This window comes from Nocardioides sp. NPDC054178 (assembly GCF_055585005.1).
On the sequence record NZ_JBVJKY010000015.1, the window covers coordinates 16,736 to 33,562 of the forward strand.

14 protein-coding genes are annotated in these 16,827 nt (G+C 69.9%); 13 read left to right on the forward strand and 1 reads right to left on the reverse strand.

Annotated features, from left to right (window positions below):
• Positions 1-26 precede the first annotated feature (26 nt).
• From ACZ6WN_RS30245 to ACZ6WN_RS30265, 5 genes are all read left to right on the forward strand, one after another.
• Positions 27-1,031, forward strand: coding sequence for a branched-chain amino acid ABC transporter permease (locus tag ACZ6WN_RS30245; protein ID WP_465869966.1), 1,005 nt, complete (start codon positions 27-29; stop codon positions 1,029-1,031).
• On the forward strand, positions 1,028-1,777 hold the full coding sequence (locus tag ACZ6WN_RS30250) for an ABC transporter ATP-binding protein (RefSeq protein WP_465869967.1): 750 nt from the start codon (positions 1,028-1,030) through the stop codon (positions 1,775-1,777). The genes ACZ6WN_RS30245 and ACZ6WN_RS30250 overlap by 4 nt, the downstream gene beginning before the upstream one ends.
• Positions 1,770-2,531 carry an ABC transporter ATP-binding protein gene (locus ACZ6WN_RS30255; RefSeq protein ID WP_465869968.1) on the forward strand — a complete coding sequence of 254 codons (762 nt, stop codon included), beginning with the start codon at positions 1,770-1,772 and terminating at the stop codon, positions 2,529-2,531. The genes ACZ6WN_RS30250 and ACZ6WN_RS30255 overlap by 8 nt, the downstream gene beginning before the upstream one ends.
• A gap of 76 nt (positions 2,532-2,607) precedes the next feature.
• Positions 2,608-3,270: a hypothetical protein gene (locus tag ACZ6WN_RS30260; RefSeq protein WP_465869970.1), complete on the forward strand. Its 663-nt coding sequence runs from the start codon at positions 2,608-2,610 to the stop codon at positions 3,268-3,270.
• A 32-nt stretch (positions 3,271-3,302) separates the two neighbouring features.
• Positions 3,303-5,642: a PQQ-dependent sugar dehydrogenase gene (locus ACZ6WN_RS30265; RefSeq protein WP_465869971.1), complete on the forward strand. Its 2,340-nt coding sequence runs from the start codon at positions 3,303-3,305 to the stop codon at positions 5,640-5,642.
• Positions 5,643-5,667: 25 nt separating this feature from the next.
• Here ACZ6WN_RS30265 and ACZ6WN_RS30270 read toward each other — a convergent pair whose 3' ends face one another.
• Complete coding sequence (locus ACZ6WN_RS30270) at positions 5,668-6,339, reverse strand: GTP pyrophosphokinase (protein ID WP_465869973.1); 672 nt, start codon at positions 6,337-6,339, stop codon at positions 5,668-5,670.
• A gap of 246 nt (positions 6,340-6,585) precedes the next feature.
• Between ACZ6WN_RS30270 and ACZ6WN_RS30275 the strand changes: the two genes are divergently transcribed.
• The 8 genes from ACZ6WN_RS30275 to ACZ6WN_RS30310 all read left to right on the forward strand — a co-directional run bounded on the left by ACZ6WN_RS30275 (position 6,586) and on the right by ACZ6WN_RS30310 (position 16,275).
• Positions 6,586-8,241: an enoyl-CoA hydratase-related protein gene (locus ACZ6WN_RS30275; RefSeq protein WP_465869975.1), complete on the forward strand. Its 1,656-nt coding sequence runs from the start codon at positions 6,586-6,588 to the stop codon at positions 8,239-8,241.
• Positions 8,242-8,329: 88 nt separating this feature from the next.
• A complete protein-coding gene (locus ACZ6WN_RS30280; protein WP_465869977.1) occupies positions 8,330-9,478 on the forward strand; it encodes a phosphotransferase family protein in 1,149 nt (382 codons plus the stop codon).
• Positions 9,479-9,554: 76 nt separating this feature from the next.
• A complete protein-coding gene (locus ACZ6WN_RS30285; protein WP_465869978.1) occupies positions 9,555-10,712 on the forward strand; it encodes an Rv3169 family protein in 1,158 nt (385 codons plus the stop codon).
• 20 nt (positions 10,713-10,732) lie between these two features.
• A complete protein-coding gene (locus ACZ6WN_RS30290) occupies positions 10,733-12,172 on the forward strand; it encodes an aldehyde dehydrogenase (RefSeq protein WP_465869980.1) in 1,440 nt (479 codons plus the stop codon).
• 110 nt (positions 12,173-12,282) lie between these two features.
• On the forward strand, positions 12,283-13,344 hold the full coding sequence (locus ACZ6WN_RS30295; RefSeq protein ID WP_465869982.1) for an ABC transporter substrate-binding protein: 1,062 nt from the start codon (positions 12,283-12,285) through the stop codon (positions 13,342-13,344).
• The gene (locus tag ACZ6WN_RS30300; RefSeq protein ID WP_465869984.1) at positions 13,344-14,198 is read left to right on the forward strand and encodes an ABC transporter permease; all 855 of its coding nucleotides are present in this window, start codon (positions 13,344-13,346) and stop codon (positions 14,196-14,198) included. The genes ACZ6WN_RS30295 and ACZ6WN_RS30300 overlap by 1 nt, the downstream gene beginning before the upstream one ends.
• On the forward strand, positions 14,171-14,932 hold the full coding sequence (locus ACZ6WN_RS30305) for an ABC transporter ATP-binding protein (protein WP_465869985.1): 762 nt from the start codon (positions 14,171-14,173) through the stop codon (positions 14,930-14,932). Before ACZ6WN_RS30300 ends, ACZ6WN_RS30305 begins: the two co-directional genes overlap by 28 nt.
• Positions 14,932-16,275, forward strand: a complete 1,344-nt coding sequence (locus ACZ6WN_RS30310; protein WP_465869986.1) for an LLM class flavin-dependent oxidoreductase — start codon at positions 14,932-14,934, stop codon at positions 16,273-16,275. The genes ACZ6WN_RS30305 and ACZ6WN_RS30310 overlap by 1 nt, the downstream gene beginning before the upstream one ends.
• Positions 16,276-16,827 lie beyond the last annotated feature (552 nt).

Here is a 16,827-nt window from a genome sequence, read left to right on the forward strand (position 1 = left end):
GCTCCGTCCTCCTGACGAAGCTCCTCGTGGCAGCCGTCCTGCTCGGCCTCGTGCTCGCCTTCCCGGCGCTCGCCCCGGACCCGTTCATCCTGTCGGTGGGCGTGGTGATCGCCAGCTACGCCGCGCTCGCGGTGGCGTGGAACTTCGTCGGCGGGCTGACCGGCTACATCTCGCTGGGGCACGCCGCCTACTCCGGGCTGGGCGGCTACGGGACCGCGCTGCTGGTCACCGAGGCCGGGGTGAACCCGTGGGTCTCGATGATCGTCGCGGCCGTGCTCGTGGGACTGGCGGCGGTGCCGATCGGGATCGCGTCGCTGCGGGTCCGGGGCGCCTCGTTCGTGATCGTCTCGATCGCGCTGGTGCTCATCCTGCTGCTGGTCGCGCAGAGCTGGGCCGGCGTGACCGGCGGCTCCAACGGCCTGCGGGTCCCGCGGCCGTTCGGCACCGACGTACTCCGCCCGGAGCAGCACGAGCGGTTCTTCTACCTGTTCGTGGCGCTCACCCTGGTCGCCCTGCTCCTGTGGTGGGTGATCGACCGCTCGCGGCTCGGCACCGGCCTCAAGGCGATCCGGGAGGACGAGGACAAGGCCCAGGCGCTGGGGGTGCCGACGTTCGCCTACAAGCTGGTCGTCTTCGTCGTCTCGGCGTTCATGACCGCGATGGCCGGAGGGATGTACGCCCTCTGGTTCGGCTCGCTCGACCCGATCTTCCAGTTCTCGATCCTGACCGGCTCCTATCTGGTGCTGATGTCGCTGCTCGGCGGCGTACGCAGCCTGCTCGGTCCGGTGGTCGGAGCGGTGATCGTGGGCTACGCGGTCGAGTTCTTCAAGAACCAGTACGGCGACACCCAGCTGCACCTGGTCGCGCTCGGCCTGCTGCTCGCCCTGGTCGTGCTCTTCATGCCCGACGGGGTCATCCCCTGGCTGACCGCGCAGCTCGACCGGTTCCGCCCCGGCGACACCTCGATCCGCGAGGTCGACGCCGCCCAGCTGGCCGAGGAGCGCAAGGCGCTCGAGGAGGCGAAGTCATGAGCTCCACTCCGATCAAGCACAGCCTGACGACCGAGAACCTGACCAAGGCCTTCGGCGGCGTACGCGCCGTGGACGGGGCGACGGTCGCCTTCCACGAGGGCAAGATCAACGCCCTGATCGGTCCCAACGGGTCGGGCAAGACCACGTTCTTCAACTGCGTGACCGGGATGATCCGGCCCGACTCGGGCACCGTGACCTACCAGGGCCGCGACGTGACCGGGCACGCACCTCACCGGATCGCGCGGGCGGGGCTCGGACGCAGCTTCCAGCTGTGCCGGGTCTTCCCGCGGATGACGGTGCTCGACAACGTGCTGGCCGGGGTCCGATCCACGGGGCTGGTCCACCGGCTGCGCGGGGCCCACAACCCCGACGACATCGCCCGGGCCCGCGAGCTGCTCGCCCGGGTCGGCATCGAGCACCTCGAGCGCAGCGAGGCCCGCGACATCTCCTACGGCCAGCAGAAGCTGCTCGAGCTGGCCGGGGTGCTGATGGCCGAGCCCGACACGATCATGCTCGACGAGCCCGCCGGCGGCGTGAACCCGGCGCTGATCGGCCGGATCGCCACGCTCGTGCGGGAGCTCAACGCCGAGGGCCGCACCTTCATCATCGTCGAGCACAACATGGAGCTGGTGATGAGCCTCTCCGACCACGTCGTGGTCTTCGACCGCGGCCGCCCGATCGCCTCCGGTGCACCGGCGGAGGTCCAGAACGACCCACGAGTCCTGGAGGCCTACCTTGGTGTCTGAACCTCTTCTCGAGCTGCGCGACATCGAAGCCGGCTACGGTCGGGCAGCGCTCGTGCTGCGAGGCCTCACCGTCACCGTTCCCGCAGGTCAGATCGTCTGTCTGGTCGGCCCGAACGGGGCCGGCAAGTCCACAGTGCTCAAGGTCGCCAGCGGCATGCTGACCCCACGCTCGGGGACCATCACCGTCGACGGCGTCGACGTCACTCGCAACGGGCCGCAGCAGATGCTCCGCGCGGGCATGGCCCACGTCCTGCAGGGCCACTCCGTCTTCAAGGAGATGACCGTGGCCGAGAACGTCGGTCTGGGTGCCTACACGGTGCGCGACCCGGCGGCGGTGGCCGAGCGGACGGAGTTCGTCAAGAGCCTCTTCCCGGTCGTCGCCGAGCGGTGGCACACCCTCGCCGGTGCGCTCTCGGGCGGCCAGCAGAAGCAGGTCGAGTTCGCCCGGTCGCTGATGGTGAGCCCGAAGGTGGTGCTGCTCGACGAGCCGAGCATGGGCCTGGACCCGAAGACCACGGCGACCGTGTTCGAGCAGGTCGTACGCATGCGGGACGCCGGTCTGGCGGTCCTCCTCGTCGAGCAGAACGCGCGCCGGGCCCTGGAGTCGGCGGACCTGGGGTGCGTACTCGATCTGGGGAAGGTGCACATCGCAGGGGCCGCGGCCGACCTGCTCGCCGACCCGCGGATGGCCGAGCTCTATCTCGGGGGAGCCGCAACAGCCTCAGCAGGGGCCACCGACGGTCCCGATGAGTAGGGAAGGGAAAGCAACCATGAGATGGAACAGGAGATCGACGCTGAACCGAAGGGTGGGGCAAGGCGTACGCGCCGGTGTGATCGCCCTCGCGGTGGCCCTGGCCGCTCCGCTCGCCGGAGCCCAGGCCCACACACCCGAAGGACCCGGCCTTGCCGTGGTCAAGCCCCGGGCGAGCCTCGCCGACTGGGACCCGCTGACCGACGCGAAGTGGGCCTTCCAGGGCGGCCAGGTGATCCTGACCGAGCCCGGGACGGCACAGCCGGGCCCGCGGCGGCCCTTCGAATACGCCATCGCGACCAAGGGCCCCGAGCTCGGCTCGCTGACCTACCGCGCCGAGGTGCGCATCGACGAGGCGGTCACGGTCAGCAACCGCGACGTGATCCTGGTCTGGAACTACCAGTCCCCGACGCGCTTCTACTACGCCCACCTCTCGACCGACAACACCATCTACCCCCACAACGGCATCTTCGTGGTCAACGACGCCGACCGGCTGCGGATCGACGACCAGTGGAACGGCTCGGTCGGTGCCGCGCCGTCGATCACCGACGCCGAGTGGCACGACGTACGCCTGGACTACAACGCCCGCACGGGCGCCATCGCGGTCTATCTCGACGGAGCCGACGAGCCCCGGATGACCGCCACCGACACCACCTTCGCCGGGGGCCGGTTCGGCTTCGGCTCCTTCGACAACTTCGGGCGCATCCGTGACGTCACCGTCGCGGGACTGCGTCACCGCTGAACCCCGGTAACCCGGTAAGGAGAGAACAACCCATGGAAACCTCACGTCTATGGGGCAGACAGGCACGCGCCGGCCTCGCCGTCGGCGCCATGCTCGCCGCGCTGCTCACCCCCACGCTCTCGCTCAGCTCCGCGGGCGCCGCTATCCCCGGCAGCGAGCCCGTCCCCGACCCCATTCCCGAACAGCCCGTACGCAGCAACCTCGGCCTCGTGCTCGAGGAGGTCGCCCAGCTCCCGAAGACCGACCCCTACCCGGCGCCCGCCGACCAGCGCCTGGTCCGCCACAACCGCATCAACTTCATCGGCGAGGTCCCCGACGGCTCGGGCCGGATGTACGTCCCCGACCTCAACGGGCCGATGTACCTGCTCGAGAACGGGCAGCAGCACGAGTACCTCGACGTCAAGGACCACTTCCCCGACTTCTGGTCGGGCGCGGGCCTGGGCAGCGGGGCGGGGTTCATCACCTTCCACCCCGAATTCGAGGAGAACGGACTCTTCTACACCGCTCACACCGAGCGCTTCGGCGGCTTCGCCAAGACGCCCACCTTCCCGTCGCAGACCAACCCGGGCTCCGGGCGCACGGTCAGCGTCGTCACCGAGTGGCACACCGACGACCCGACGGCCAACACATTCGCCGGCACCAGCCGTGAGGTGATGCGGATCGACTTCGCCGGCCAGATCCACGCCATCCAGCAGATCGACTTCAACCCGACCGCGAAACCGGGCGACGAGGACTACGGGCTGCTCTACATCGCCTCGGGCGACGGCGGCAACGGGGTCAAGAGCGACGACCCGCAGAACCTCGCCAACCCCTACGGCAAGATCCTGCGGATCGACCCGCTCGCCCGCGACGGGCGCAACGGGGCGTACGGGGTCCCGGACAGCAACCCGTTCGTCGACCGGGACGGCGCGATCGGCGAGATCTACGCGTACGGCATGCGGGACCCGCACCGGTTCTCCTGGGACGTCGAGAAGGGCACCCTCCTGCTCGGCCACATCGGCCAGCACGCGATCGAGGGCGTCTACGACGTCCGGGCCGGGGACAACCTCGGCTGGAGCGAGATCGAGGGCCGGCTGCTCTACGACAACACCGACGAGTGCGCGCTCTACACGGTCCCCGAGGACTACGACATGTCCGGCTACACGCTCCCGGTCGCGTCCTTCGACCACGACCCGCCGGCCAACTACTCCTGCACCTCCGACAGCGGCCACGCGGTCAGCGGCGGTGTCGTCTACCGCGGGAAGCTGAACAACCTGCGGGGCAAGTACGTCTTCGGCGACCTGGTCAACGGCGAGGTCTACTGGACCGACGCCAAGCAGATGCGCCGGGGCAGCAGCCGGGAGGCGACGCTCCACGAGATGCAGCTCTTCGACACCTCCGGCAAGCGGCTCTCGATGCAGGACTTCGTCGACGACCCGCGCGTCGACCTGCGCTTCGGCACCGACTCGCGTCGCAACCTCTACCTGCTGGCCAAGGCCAACGGGAAGATCTGGAAGGTCGTGAACACGGTGCAGCGGCCCTGGCCGAGCGAGGTCGTGCCGTCGCTGCGCGAGGACCTGGTCAGCTACTACGACTTCGAGCACCCCTTCGCCCCGGGGTCGCGCGAGGAGGACCAGGGCTTCTCCCGGACGCTGCTGAACCAGGTCAACGGCGGCAACGCGATGCAGGTGCGCGACTCGGCGTACCGGACCAGCAACAACGCCCTGCAGACCAAGCAGGTCGACCCGGCGGTCAACGGCAACGACGACTGGAAGGCGGGGACGTGGAACCAGAACGGTGTCGCGTCGCTGGCGCCGTTCGCCGGAGCCGAGCAGATCACCCTGGCGGGCTGGTTCAAGGTCGACATGGACGGGCCCGCGCTCAACTCGGTGACCGCCGACCCGAACGACCGCTACAACGCCATCGGCCTCTCCGGGATCCTGTCGGGCAACTCCGACGGCCATGGCGTACGCGCCCTGCTCGAGCTCATCAACGTCGACGGCACCCTGCGCCTGGTCGCGCTGGGACGCCGGCTCGACGAGGGTGCCTCGCAGACCTTCGCCGCCTCGGCGGACTGGCAGACGCTGCTGCCTAGGGGTCAGTGGGTGCACCTGGCGGCGACGTTCGACTACACCACGGGGAAGATGGCGCTCTACCGCAACGGCAAGGCCGTCGAGGGCTTCTACACCTCGGCCGGTGACCCGTGGCAGGTCGACGGCACCGGCACCTCCGACACGTTGCCGCGCGGCATCAAGGTCGGCGGCTCGTTCCCGCAGGACACCGTCGAGCGGAACCCCTGCGACTGCCGGATGGACTCGCTGATGTTCCTCGACCGGGCGATCACCCCGGACGAGGCGCGGGCCCAGTATCAGCGGTTCGTCAACGGTCGCTGACCCTGGCGACGACCCACGGCCCGGTTCATCGGACCGGGCCGTGGACCTCGCTGCGGAGCCTGGCCATGGTGGCGTCGAGGTCGGCCGCGGTGCGGGCAGCCGCGCCGAGCTCGTCGCGCAGGGTCGTGGGGACGGTGCCGTCGTACTTGTAGTAGATCGAGTGCTCGACGCTGGCCCAGAAGTCCATCGCGATGGTGCGGATCTGCAGCTCGACCGGCACGTCCACCGCGCGGTCGGAGAGGTAGACGGGCACCTTGATGATCAGGTGGAGGCTGCGGTAGCCGTTGGCCTTGGGCTCGGCGATGTAGTCCTCGACCTCGACGACATCGACGTCGGACTGGCTGCCCAGCATCTCCATGATCCAGTAGACGTCGGAGACGAACGGGCAGACCACCCGGATCCCGGCGATGTCGCGGATCTGCTGCTCGAGCGCCGCCAGGGTGAGCGGGCAGCCGATCTTGCGGGCCTTGGCGAGCAGGCTGTCGGGTGACTTGAGCCGGGTGCGTACGTGCTCGATCGGGCTGTGGTCGTGGGTGTGCTCGAACTCCTCACGCAGGATCGCGATCTTGGTCGAGACCTCGTCGATCGCGAACTTGTAGCGCATCCGGAACCGCGCCAGCTCGCGCGCCATCTCGTCGCTGCTCGCCTCGACGAGATCGACCAGCCCGTTGAGCGGGCTGTCGTCGACTGTGGTCATCGTCCCCCCTTGTGACGAGATCCATCTTTGCAGGCGGCGACAAGACGACCGCGAGGCGCCCAGGACCGGAGCAGGGCGAGAGCGGGGGCGAGCGGCCCGGGCCTCACCAGGTCTTCCGTCCCTTTCCTGGACACCGACGTGCAGCCGGTCGTGGGCGCTCGATACAGTGACACCCCTCGGGGGATAAATACCCCTCGGGGGATATGAGTCTGTTCGGGCTGCCTACGAGTAAGGACTTCCCCCCACATGCGCATTCTGCTGCTCGTCTCCGCGTTCAACGGCCTGACCCAGCGGGTCTGGTGCGATCTCACCGAGGGTGGTCACGACGTCGGCGTCGTGCTGGCGCCCGTCCATGACGACTCGTCGCTGGTGGCGGCCGTCGAGGCGATCGAGCCCGAGCTGATCCTGTGCCCGTTCCTCAAGCACCGGGTGCCGGAGGAGATCTGGGGCCGCTATCCAACGGTGGTGATCCACCCGGGCCCGGTCGGGGACCGGGGCCCGTCCTCGCTCGACCATGCGACGCTCGACGCGCGTGAGCGCTGGGGCGTGACCGCGTTGTCGGCCGTCGAGGAGATGGACGCCGGCCCGGTCTGGGCGACCCGGACCTTCGCGATGTCCGAGGTCCCGATCGCGAAGAGCGCCCTCTACAACGGCCCCGTCGCCGACGCCGCGATGGACTGCGTCGCGGAGGTGCTCCGGATGGTCGAGGCCGGCGAGGCGCCCAAGCCTGCCGAGGAGTGGGCCGCCGAGGTGGAGGGCACCGGCGAGCTGCCGCTGCTGCGCCGCACGGCCTTCGAGATCGACTGGTCCGCTCCGGCCACCGAGATCGCCCGGCGGATCGCGGCGGCCGACGGTGCACCGGGTGCGCCGGCGACCATCGAGGGCAAGACGTACTGCCTCTTCGACGCGGCCACGACTCCCGACGACCATGGCGACGCGGAGCCTGGCACCGTCGTCGGTGTCGACACCGACGCGGTCGCGATCGCCACCGGCGAGGGCACCCTGTGGGTCGGCTACGCAGCCACGCTCGAGAAGAAGCGCGGCCCCAAGCTCCCGGCCGCCTGGGTGCTCGACACTCGCCACGCGCCCTACCGGACGATGCCGGAGGCGCTGGCCGAGACGACCTACGAGCGCGACGGCGACGTCGGCTACCTCACCCTCCGCTCCTACAGCGGTGCGATGTACACCCAGCAGTGCCGCCGGATGACCGATGCCGTCCGCAAGGCGCTCATCGAGGACACCACCGTCCTGGTCGTACGCGGCACCGAGCACGCCTTCTCCAACGGCATCCACCTCGGTGTGATCGAGGCGGCCCAGGACCCCGCGGCCGAGGCCTGGGACAACATCCGCGCCATCGACGAGCTGTGCGTGGCGATCGCCGAGGCCGAGCAGATGACCATCGCCGCGTTCACCGCCAACGCCGGAGCCGGCGGCGTGATGGCAGGCCTCTGTGCCGACATCACGGTCGCCCGTGCCGGGGTCGTGCTGAACCCCTACTACGACATGGGCATCTTCGGGTCCGAGCTGCACACCTGGGGCCTGCCGAGCCGGGTCGGTGCCGAGAAGGCCGACGAGCTGCTCCGCGCGAAGCTGCCGATCTCGGCGGCCGAGGCCGCCCGCATCGAGATGATCAGTGATCTCGGCCCGCGCGACGCGGTCGAGTTCGACGGCTGGCTGCGCACCCTGGCGCAGGGCTACGCCGAGCCCGAGGCGTACGTCCCGGCGCTGGCGGCCCGCGAGGCGCGCCGCGCCTGCGCGATGCCGATGTCCTACTACCAGAGCATCGAGCTGGCCGAGATGGCCCGGGACATCTTCGACGACCGCTACGGGTTCGCCGCGAAGCGGAAGGCGTTCGTCACCAAGGCCGCGCCGACCGAGACGCCGTCGAAGATCCTGTTCTGATCGGCTGATCTGACCGGTTGACAAACTAGAACGTGTTCCACCAACCTGGTGGTGTGTGACCTGACTCACACACCACCAGGAGGAGCACGTGACCCAGGCGCCCCCGCCGCCCGAGATGACCTTCCAGCGATCGGGCCGCGACCCTGCGGCGATCGGCGCGACGCTGAAGCAGTGGCTGGCCACGGCCCTGCCGCCCGGTGCCGATCCCGAGGTCGCCCTGCTCGGTGGGATCGACGCCAACGGGCTCTCCAGCGAGACCGTCCTGCTCGATGTCACCTCGACCGTCGCCGGGGACAGGCAGACGAAGGCGTACGTCCTGCGGGTGGCGCCCCGCCCGGAGGACATCCCGGTCTTCGCGAGCTATGACCTGCAGGCGCAGTACGACGCGATGCGCCTGGCCGGCTCGCTGTCTCCCGTGCCGGTGCCGGAGGTCGGTCTCGCCGAGATGACCGGCTCGGTCCTGGGGACCCCGTTCTTCCTGATGGAGCGGGTCGAGGGGGTCGTGCCGCCCGACGTGATGCCCTACAACTTCGGCGACAGCTGGCTCTTCGACGGTTCTGTCTCCGACCGGGCGGCGCTGCAGCGGCGCTCGGTCGAGGTGCTCGCCGGGCTCCACGGCATCCCCGACGCGGCCTCGCGGTTCGGCTTCCTCGATCCGGCCGTGGGCGGTCATTCCGGTGCGACCCTGATCGCCCGCAACCTGGCCAAGACCCGGGCCTGGTACGCCTTCGCCGCCTCCGCCGAGGAGTGGGGCGGCCGCTCGCCGCTGGTCGAGCGCGGCCTGGCCTGGCTCGAGGCCAACCTCCCTGACGACAGGGGCGAGCCGGTTTTGTGCTGGGGTGACGCGAGGATCGGCAACATCATCTACCGCGACTTCGCGCCCGTCGCCGTCCTCGACTGGGAGATGGTCAGCCTCGGGCCCCGCGAGATGGACGTGACCTGGATGATCTTCGCCCACCGCATCTTCGAGGACCTGGCCGCGATGCTCGAGCTGCCGGGGATGCCGGACTTCCTCACCGCCTCCGAGGTGCGGGAGGCGTACGCCGCGGCGAGCGGTGTCGAGCTCGGCGACCTGACCTGGCACGAGGTCCACGCTGCGGTGATGTGGGGCATCATCTACCTGCGGATCGCCGCCCGGCAGATCCACTTCGGCGAGATCGAGGCGCCCGAGGACCCGGAGTCGACGCTCTATCACCGGGCGATGTTCGAGGCGATGCTGGACGAGGTCGGCGCATGAGTGAGCGTCAGCGAGCGACCATAGGCCTCAGGCCGCCGCGTCCGTATCATGGCGCTTGCGCTACGGAGGCGGCGGCGTGAGCGGGGCGCGTGGGGCGCACGGTGAGTATGTCGGTGTCGGCCCGCTCGACGAGTACCCGATCCACCAGCTCCCGCGCCCGGTGGCCTGGGCGGGGAGCAGTGACCGCAACTTCTACGACCGCTGCTACCTCAACGCCCACGACCGCACCGGCGACCTCTTCCTCATCACCGGGATGGGGTTCTATCCCAACCTCGGCACCAAGGATGCGTACGTCCTGCTCCGCCGTGGCGAGGAGCAGACCGCCGTGCACCTGGGCGACGGCGCGGACCCGCGGGGCGGTGACCGGATGGGGCAGCAGGTCGGGGCGTACCGGATCGAGGTCACCGAGCCGCTGCGGAGGCTGCGTCTGGTGATGGAGGAGACCCACGGGATCGCGCTGGACCTGCGCTGGGAGGGTTCGTTCGAGGTCGTCCAGGAGCAGCCGCACGTGATGCGGCAGGGTGCGGCCACCGTGCTCGACGCGCAGCGGTTCGCGCAGGTCGGGACCTGGGAGGGGGTGATCGAGGTCGACGGCGAGAGGATCGTCGTCGACCCCGACCGCTGGGTCGGCACCCGGGACCGCTCCTGGGGGATCCGCCCCTCCGGCGAGGCGCTGCCGCCGGGCAGGCCCGCCGACCCGGGGTTCGAGGGGATGTGGTGGCTCTACGTACCGCTGCGGTTCGACGACTTCTCGGTCGTCTTGATCATCCAGGAGACCCCGGACGGGCATCGCACCCTCAACGACTGCACCCGGGTCTTCCGCGACGGCAGGGTCGAGCAGCTCGGCTGGCCGCTCGTCCGGATCCGCTACCGCGACGGGACCCGGCTCCCGGAGGGCGCCACGATCACGTGCACGACTCCTGCGGGTGAGCCGCTGGTGCTCGAGGTCTCCTCGCTGCTGGGGGTGCCGATCCATGTCGGCGGTGGCTACGGCGGCGACTCCGACTGGTCCCACGGAAGCTGGAAGGGTGCCGGGTTCACCGAGCGGCTGACCTACGACATGACGGCGCCGGAGGTCGTCGGCCGGGTGCCGTTCGGGGTGATCGACCACGTCGGGCGCGCGCTCGCGCATGGTCCCGGTGCCGACGGGGTCGAGGGCTGGGGCCTCTTCGAGCACGGCGTCCTCGGCCGCCACGACCCCTCCGGCTTCACCGACTGGCTCGACCGGATCTGAGAGCGCACTCAAGGAGAACGATGACCTACGACCACGACGCACTCTTCATCGGCGGCATCTGGACCAAGCCCGCCACCGACGCGACGATCGAGGTGGTCTCGCCGCACAGCGAGGAGGTGGTGGCACGGGTCCCCGAAGGCTCGGTGGAGGACATCGACGCCGCCGTCGCCGCGGCGCGCACGGCGTTCGACGAGGGCCCCTGGCCCCGGATGTCTCCGGAGGAGCGGATCGAGATCGTCCAGGCGCTCTCGGGCCTCTATGCGGGCAGGCTCGGGGAGATGGCCGAGGTGATCACCGCTGAGATGGGCTCGACGATCTCGTTCAGCAACCTTGCTCAGGCGCCCGCGCCCTGGATGCAGATCGAGGCCTTCCTTGGCATCGCTCGCGAGTTCCCCTGGGAGTCCCGGCGGGCCGGCGTGCTCGGCTCGGACGTGGTCGTACGCCACGAGCCGGTCGGCGTCGTCGCCGCGATCGCGCCGTGGAACGTCCCTCAGTTCACCGTGCTGTCCAAGCTCATCCCCGCGCTGCTGGCCGGCTGCACGATCGTGATCAAGCCCGCGCCGGAGACCCCGCTCGACGGCAACCTCCTCGCCGAGATGCTGATCGAGGCCGGGGTGCCCGAGGGCGTGGTCAGCATCGTCGCGGCGGGGCGCGAGGTGGGCGAGCACCTGGTCACTCACCCCGGCGTCGACAAGGTCGCGTTCACCGGGTCGACCGCGGCCGGACGCCGGATCGGCGCGCTGTGCGGCGAACGGCTCAAGCGGGTCTCGCTCGAGCTCGGCGGCAAGTCGGCCGCGATCGTCCTCGACGACGCGGACCTCGCGGCCACGCTGGAGGGCCTTACGTTCACCGCCCTGATGAACTCCGGGCAGGCGTGCGTCGCCCAGACCCGCGTGCTCGTCCCGGTCGGCCGCCACGACGAGATCGCCGGCGCGCTCGCGGAGACGGTCGCGGCGATGAAGGTCGGCGACCCGTCCGACCCGGCGAGCGAGATCGGGCCGATGGTCGCCCGTCGCCAGCAGGAGCGGGTCGAGAGGTACATCGCCCTCGGCCAGGAGGAGGGCGCCCGCCTGCTCACCGGCGGCACCGGCCGTCCGGCCGGTCTCGATACGGGTTGGTACGTACGCCCGACCGTCTTCGCCGGCGTCGACAACGGGATGCGGATCGCCCAGGAGGAGATCTTCGGCCCGGTCCTCTCGGTGATCCCCTACGGCTCGGTGGAGGAGGCCGTACGCATCGCCGACGACTCCGACTACGGGCTGGCCGGGACGGTGTGGACCGCCGACCAGGAGGCCGGGCTCGACGTCGCCCGCCGGGTGCGGGCCGGGACGTACGGCGTGAACACCTACACGATGGACTTCGCCGCACCTTTCGGTGGCTTCAAGGCCTCCGGGATCGGGCGGGAGTTCGGTCCGGAGGGCCTGGCTCAGTACACGGAGCTGAAGTCGGTCTATCTCTGACCCTGGCCGCGTCCCGTATTCCGGAGGCACGTCTCAGGATCCGAACTACACTTTTATGGCTAATCTCTACTGACTTACTCTGGTTTGGACGGACCAACCAGAGGAGAGCCATGATCCGCCCCACCCCACCGCGCCTGACCGCCATCGCCGCCGTTCTCACGTCCATGCTCCTGGGACTGACGGCCTGCGGCGGCGCCGACGCGTCCAGTGCCTCCAAGCTCGCCGCCGACGCGGCGCTCCCCGACCAGGTCCCGGAGGGGACGGTCCTGCGCCTCGGGCTCCCGCCGATCGAGGTCGCGCTCAAGACGTCCGGGCTGATCGACGAGGTCAAGGGCTACGACATCGAGTGGGCCAACATCTCCGGTGGTCCGAAGAGCATCGAGGCGTTCCGCGCCGATGCCCTGGACGCGAGCATCGTCGCCGACATCCCGCCCCTCTTCGCGACCTGGACCGACACCCCGGTCAAGATCGTCGCGGTCACCGAGAACCCGGACCCGCTCGACAACCCGATCTACGAGCTCGGCATCGCGCCGAAGTCGAAGGTCAAGACGCTCCAGGACCTGAAGGGCAAGAAGATCGCCTACTCGCCCGGCCAGGCCCAGGGCGCGCTGATCCTCAAGACGCTCGAGGCCGCCGGCCTCACCCAGGAGGACGTCGAGCTCGTCGAGATCCAGAGCGTCGACGACACCTACTCCAACGCGCTGGCCTCCAACCAGGTCGACGTCGCCCCGCTCGGCGGGCCGCAGCTGACCTCCTACCTCGCCAAGTACAGCCGGGACGGCGCCACCTCGGTCCGCACCGGCATCCGCGACGACGCGACCCTCGTCTACGGGCCGGAGGAGACCTTCGAGGACGCCGGCAAGGCGGCCGCGTTCAAGGACTTCCTCGGGCTGTGGGTCAAGGCCGAGAAGTGGATCGAGGAGAACCCGGACGAGTGGATCCAGGCCTACTACGTCGACCACGAGGGACTGACCTTCGAGGACGGCAAGAAGGTCTTCGAGTCGTCGGGGCAGACGGTGATCCCGGAGAACTGGGACGACTTCATCAAGCGCCAGCAGGAGACCGCGGACATCCTCTCGAAGGAGCAGAAGCACCCGGAGCTGGACGTCACCGAGCTCTATGACCGCCGCTACGAGGAGGTCATCGCCGAGGCGCTGAAGGGAGGTCAGTGATGGCCACCACGGCAGTCGAGGCGCCGATCGTCGGCGTCGCCTCCGACGAGAAGGTCACCGACAAGCGGGTCGTACGCCGTCGCCTCGGGCCCGGGCCGCGGGTCCCCGGCACGCTGTGGATCGGGCCGATCCTGCTCCTGGGCCTGTGGTTCCTCGCCTCGGCGACGGGGGTGCTGGATCCGCGTACGCTGTCCGAGCCGTGGGTGGTGGTCGAGACCGCTCAGCGGCTGATCGCCGACGGACGGCTTCCCGAGGCCCTCGCGACCTCGGCCTACCGGGCCGCACTCGGACTGGTGATCGGGGTCGGTGTCGGGCTGGCGCTCGCGCTGGTCTCCGGGCTCAGCCGGGTCGGGGAGGCGCTGATCGACGGCCCCGTGCAGGTCAAGCGGGCCATCCCGAGCCTGGCGCTGATGCCGCTGCTGATCCTGTGGCTGGGGATCGGGGAGCCGATGAAGGTGATCACGATCGCCCTCGGCGTACTCATCCCGATCTACATCCACACCCACAACGGGCTGCGTGGCATCGACAGTCGCTACGCGGAGCTGGCCGAGACCGTCAGCCTGGGACGCGGCGCGTTCATCCGGCACGTGGTGCTGCCGGGGGCGACGCCGGGGTTCCTGCTCGGGCTGCGGTTCGCGGTGCTCAACGCGCTGCTGTCGCTCGTGGTCGTCGAGCAGGTCAACGCGACCAGCGGCATCGGCCACATGATCACCCTCGCGTCCAGCTACGGCCAGACCGAGATCATCGTCGTCGGCCTGGTCGTCTACGCCCTGCTGGGCCTGGTCGCCGACGGCATCGTCCGCTTCACCGAGAGGAAGGCACTGGCATGGCGACGAACGCTGGAGAGTCACTGACGGCACCCGAGGGACCCGCCGTACGCGTCGAGAAGCTGCGCCGCAGCTTCTCCGAGGCCGGCGGGGTGCTCAACGGCCTGGACCTCACCATCGCCCGCGGTGAGTTCGTGGCGCTGATCGGGCGCTCGGGGTCCGGGAAGTCCACGCTGCTGCGGGCCCTGGCCGGGCTCGACCGCTCGGTGGCGGGATCGGGTGTCGTGGACGTGCCCGAGCGGGTCTCGGTGGTCTTCCAGGACTCCCGCCTGCTGCCGTGGCGGCGGGTGCTGGACAACGTGATCCTGGGTCTTTCGGGGCCTTCGGCGCGCGCTCGTGGGCTCGAGGCGCTCTCCGAGGTCGGGCTCGAGGGCCGCGACAAGGCCTGGCCGCACGAGCTCTCCGGTGGCGAGCAGCAGCGCGCGGCGCTGGCGCGGTCGCTCGTCCGCGACCCGCAGCTCCTGCTCGCCGACGAGCCGTTCGGGGCTCTGGACGCGCTGACCCGGATCAAGATGCACAAGCTCCTCCAGAAGCTGTACGTCGCCCACAACCCCGCAATCCTGCTGGTCACCCACGACGTCGACGAGGCGATCGCGCTCGCCGACCGGGTGATCGTGCTGGTCGACGGTGTCGTCGGCTCCGACATCCGGATCGACCTGGGGACCAAGCGGAGTCCGGGTGATCCGCGGTTCGCGTCGCTGCGGGCCCAGCTGCTGACCGAGCTCGGTGTGGTCGAGTCGGTCGAGGAGGAGGTGGCCTGATGGCCGCTCGGCAGCTCCACCTCAACCTGTTCCTCCTCGACACCGGTCACCACGAGGCGTCGTGGCGGCTGCCGGAGTCGGACCCGCACGCCAACCTCTCGCTCGCGGCGCACCAGCAGCTGGCGCGGATCGCGGAGGAGGCCAAGTTCGACTCGCTGTTCCTGGCCGACTCCCCGGCCCTGTTCGGTGAGCCTGGGCGGCGGCCGTCGGCGCGCCTCGAGCCGACGGCGCTGCTGTCGGCGCTGGCGGTCTCCACGCAGCACATCGGCCTGATCGCGACCGCCTCGACGTCGTACAACGAGCCCTTCAATCTGGCACGGCGGCTGGCCTCGGTGGACCACATCTCCGGCGGGCGAGCGGGGTGGAACATCGTCACGACCGCCGGTGACGCCGCGGCGCGCAACTTCGGTCTGGAGGGGCAGCCGCTGCACAAGAACCGCTACGAGCGAGCCTCGGAGTTCCTCGAGGTGGCCACCAAGCTGTGGGACAGCTGGGCCGACGACGCGATCGTGGCCGACAAGGACTCCGGGGTGCATACGCTGCGCGACCGGGTCCGGCCGATCTCGCACGTCGGTGCCCACTTCTCGGTGGAAGGGCCGCTCAACCTGGCGCGGTCGCCGCAGGGTCATCCGCTGCTCGTCCAGGCCGGCTCCTCCGACGACGGCAAGGAGTTCGCGGCCCGCTGGGCCGAGGCGATCTTCACGGCCCAGCCGACCCTGGAGGAGAGCCAGGCGTTCTACGCCGACATCAAGCGGCGGGTCGTCGCGGCCGGGCGCAACCCCGACCATGTGCTGGTCCTGCCGGGCATCGTCCCGGTCATCGGTGACACCGTCGCCGAGGCCCGCGAGCTCGAGGAGGAGCTGGACCGGTTGATCGCTCCGGAGTACGCGGTCGCTCAGCTCGCCCAGCTCCTGCAGGTCGATCCCGCCCGGCTCCAGCTCGACGAGCAGCTGCCGGCCGACATCGCGACCGAGGACGAGATCGAGGGCGCCAAGAGCCGCTACACGCTCGTCGTCGACTGGGCCCGCCGCGACCGGCTCACCGTACGAGAGCTGATCGGCAAGCTGGGCGGCGGCCGCGGCCACCGCACCTTCACCGGCACCGCCGTCCAGGTCGCCGACACCATCCAGCACTACTTCGAGAACGGCGCCGCCGACGGGTTCAACATCATGCCCGCCGTGCTGCCCTCGGGTCTGGAGGCCTTCGCGTCCTCCGTCGTGCCGATCCTCCAGGAGCGCGGGCTCTTCCGCACGGAGTACTCCGGGGTCACCCTCCGGGATCACTACGGGCTGCCGCGGCCGGGGAACCGGCTCGATCTCGGGGTTGCGGAGGTTGCCTCCTAGTCGGGTCGACCCGGCGTAACTCTCTGGTGTGGTTGCGTCGGGTCGACCGGTTTTCTTGGGCGGTTGTGCTTGGTGGTCGTGCTTGTCGAGACCACCTGATCTGTGACCGTTTCTTTGTGGCCGGTGTGAGCCGCCGGCCCGGTCGTGGGGTCTTCTCGACGGACCCCGGAATCGAGACGGCCTGCGGGCGCCGGGTTGGCCGGAGGCGTTCGGCGGTCTGTGTCGTGGACCGGTGATGCCCGGTGGTCGAGCTTGTCGAGACCACCTGTCGCGGAACGTTTCTTCGGGGCTGGGCTGGGCCGCCGGCCCGTTCTTGAGGGTCTTCTCGATCTGGACCGGCGTCAAGGCGATGTATCGAGCTTGTCGAGAACAGCAGTGGCAGGTCGGCATTCATTCGGCTCCCGGTGGTTGAGCCTGTCGAGACCACCTGTCGCGTGACCGTTCTTCGTGGCTTTGGTGGGCCGCCGACCCGATCACGAGGGTCTTCTCGACGAACCCCGGAGTCAAGGACGGCCTGCGGCCGCCGGCTTCGCCGGCCGCTTCGCGGTCCTG

Bases quoted from the DNA above. Each gene is read 5' to 3' on its own strand.
- ACZ6WN_RS30250 (WP_465869967.1), top strand. From the start codon at position 1,028: ATGAGCTCCACTCCGATCAAGCACAGCCTGACGACCGAGAACCTGACC.
- ACZ6WN_RS30265 (WP_465869971.1), top strand. From the start codon at position 3,303: ATGGAAACCTCACGTCTATGGGGCAGACAGGCACGCGCCGGCCTCGCC.
- ACZ6WN_RS30270 (WP_465869973.1), bottom strand. From the start codon at position 6,339: ATGACCACAGTCGACGACAGCCCGCTCAACGGGCTGGTCGATCTCGTC.
- ACZ6WN_RS30275 (WP_465869975.1), top strand. From the start codon at position 6,586: ATGCGCATTCTGCTGCTCGTCTCCGCGTTCAACGGCCTGACCCAGCGG.
- ACZ6WN_RS30290 (WP_465869980.1), top strand. From the start codon at position 10,733: ATGACCTACGACCACGACGCACTCTTCATCGGCGGCATCTGGACCAAG.
- ACZ6WN_RS30295 (WP_465869982.1), top strand. From the start codon at position 12,283: ATGATCCGCCCCACCCCACCGCGCCTGACCGCCATCGCCGCCGTTCTC.
- ACZ6WN_RS30300 (WP_465869984.1), top strand. From the start codon at position 13,344: ATGGCCACCACGGCAGTCGAGGCGCCGATCGTCGGCGTCGCCTCCGAC.
- ACZ6WN_RS30305 (WP_465869985.1), top strand. From the start codon at position 14,171: ATGGCGACGAACGCTGGAGAGTCACTGACGGCACCCGAGGGACCCGCC.
- ACZ6WN_RS30310 (WP_465869986.1), top strand. From the start codon at position 14,932: ATGGCCGCTCGGCAGCTCCACCTCAACCTGTTCCTCCTCGACACCGGT.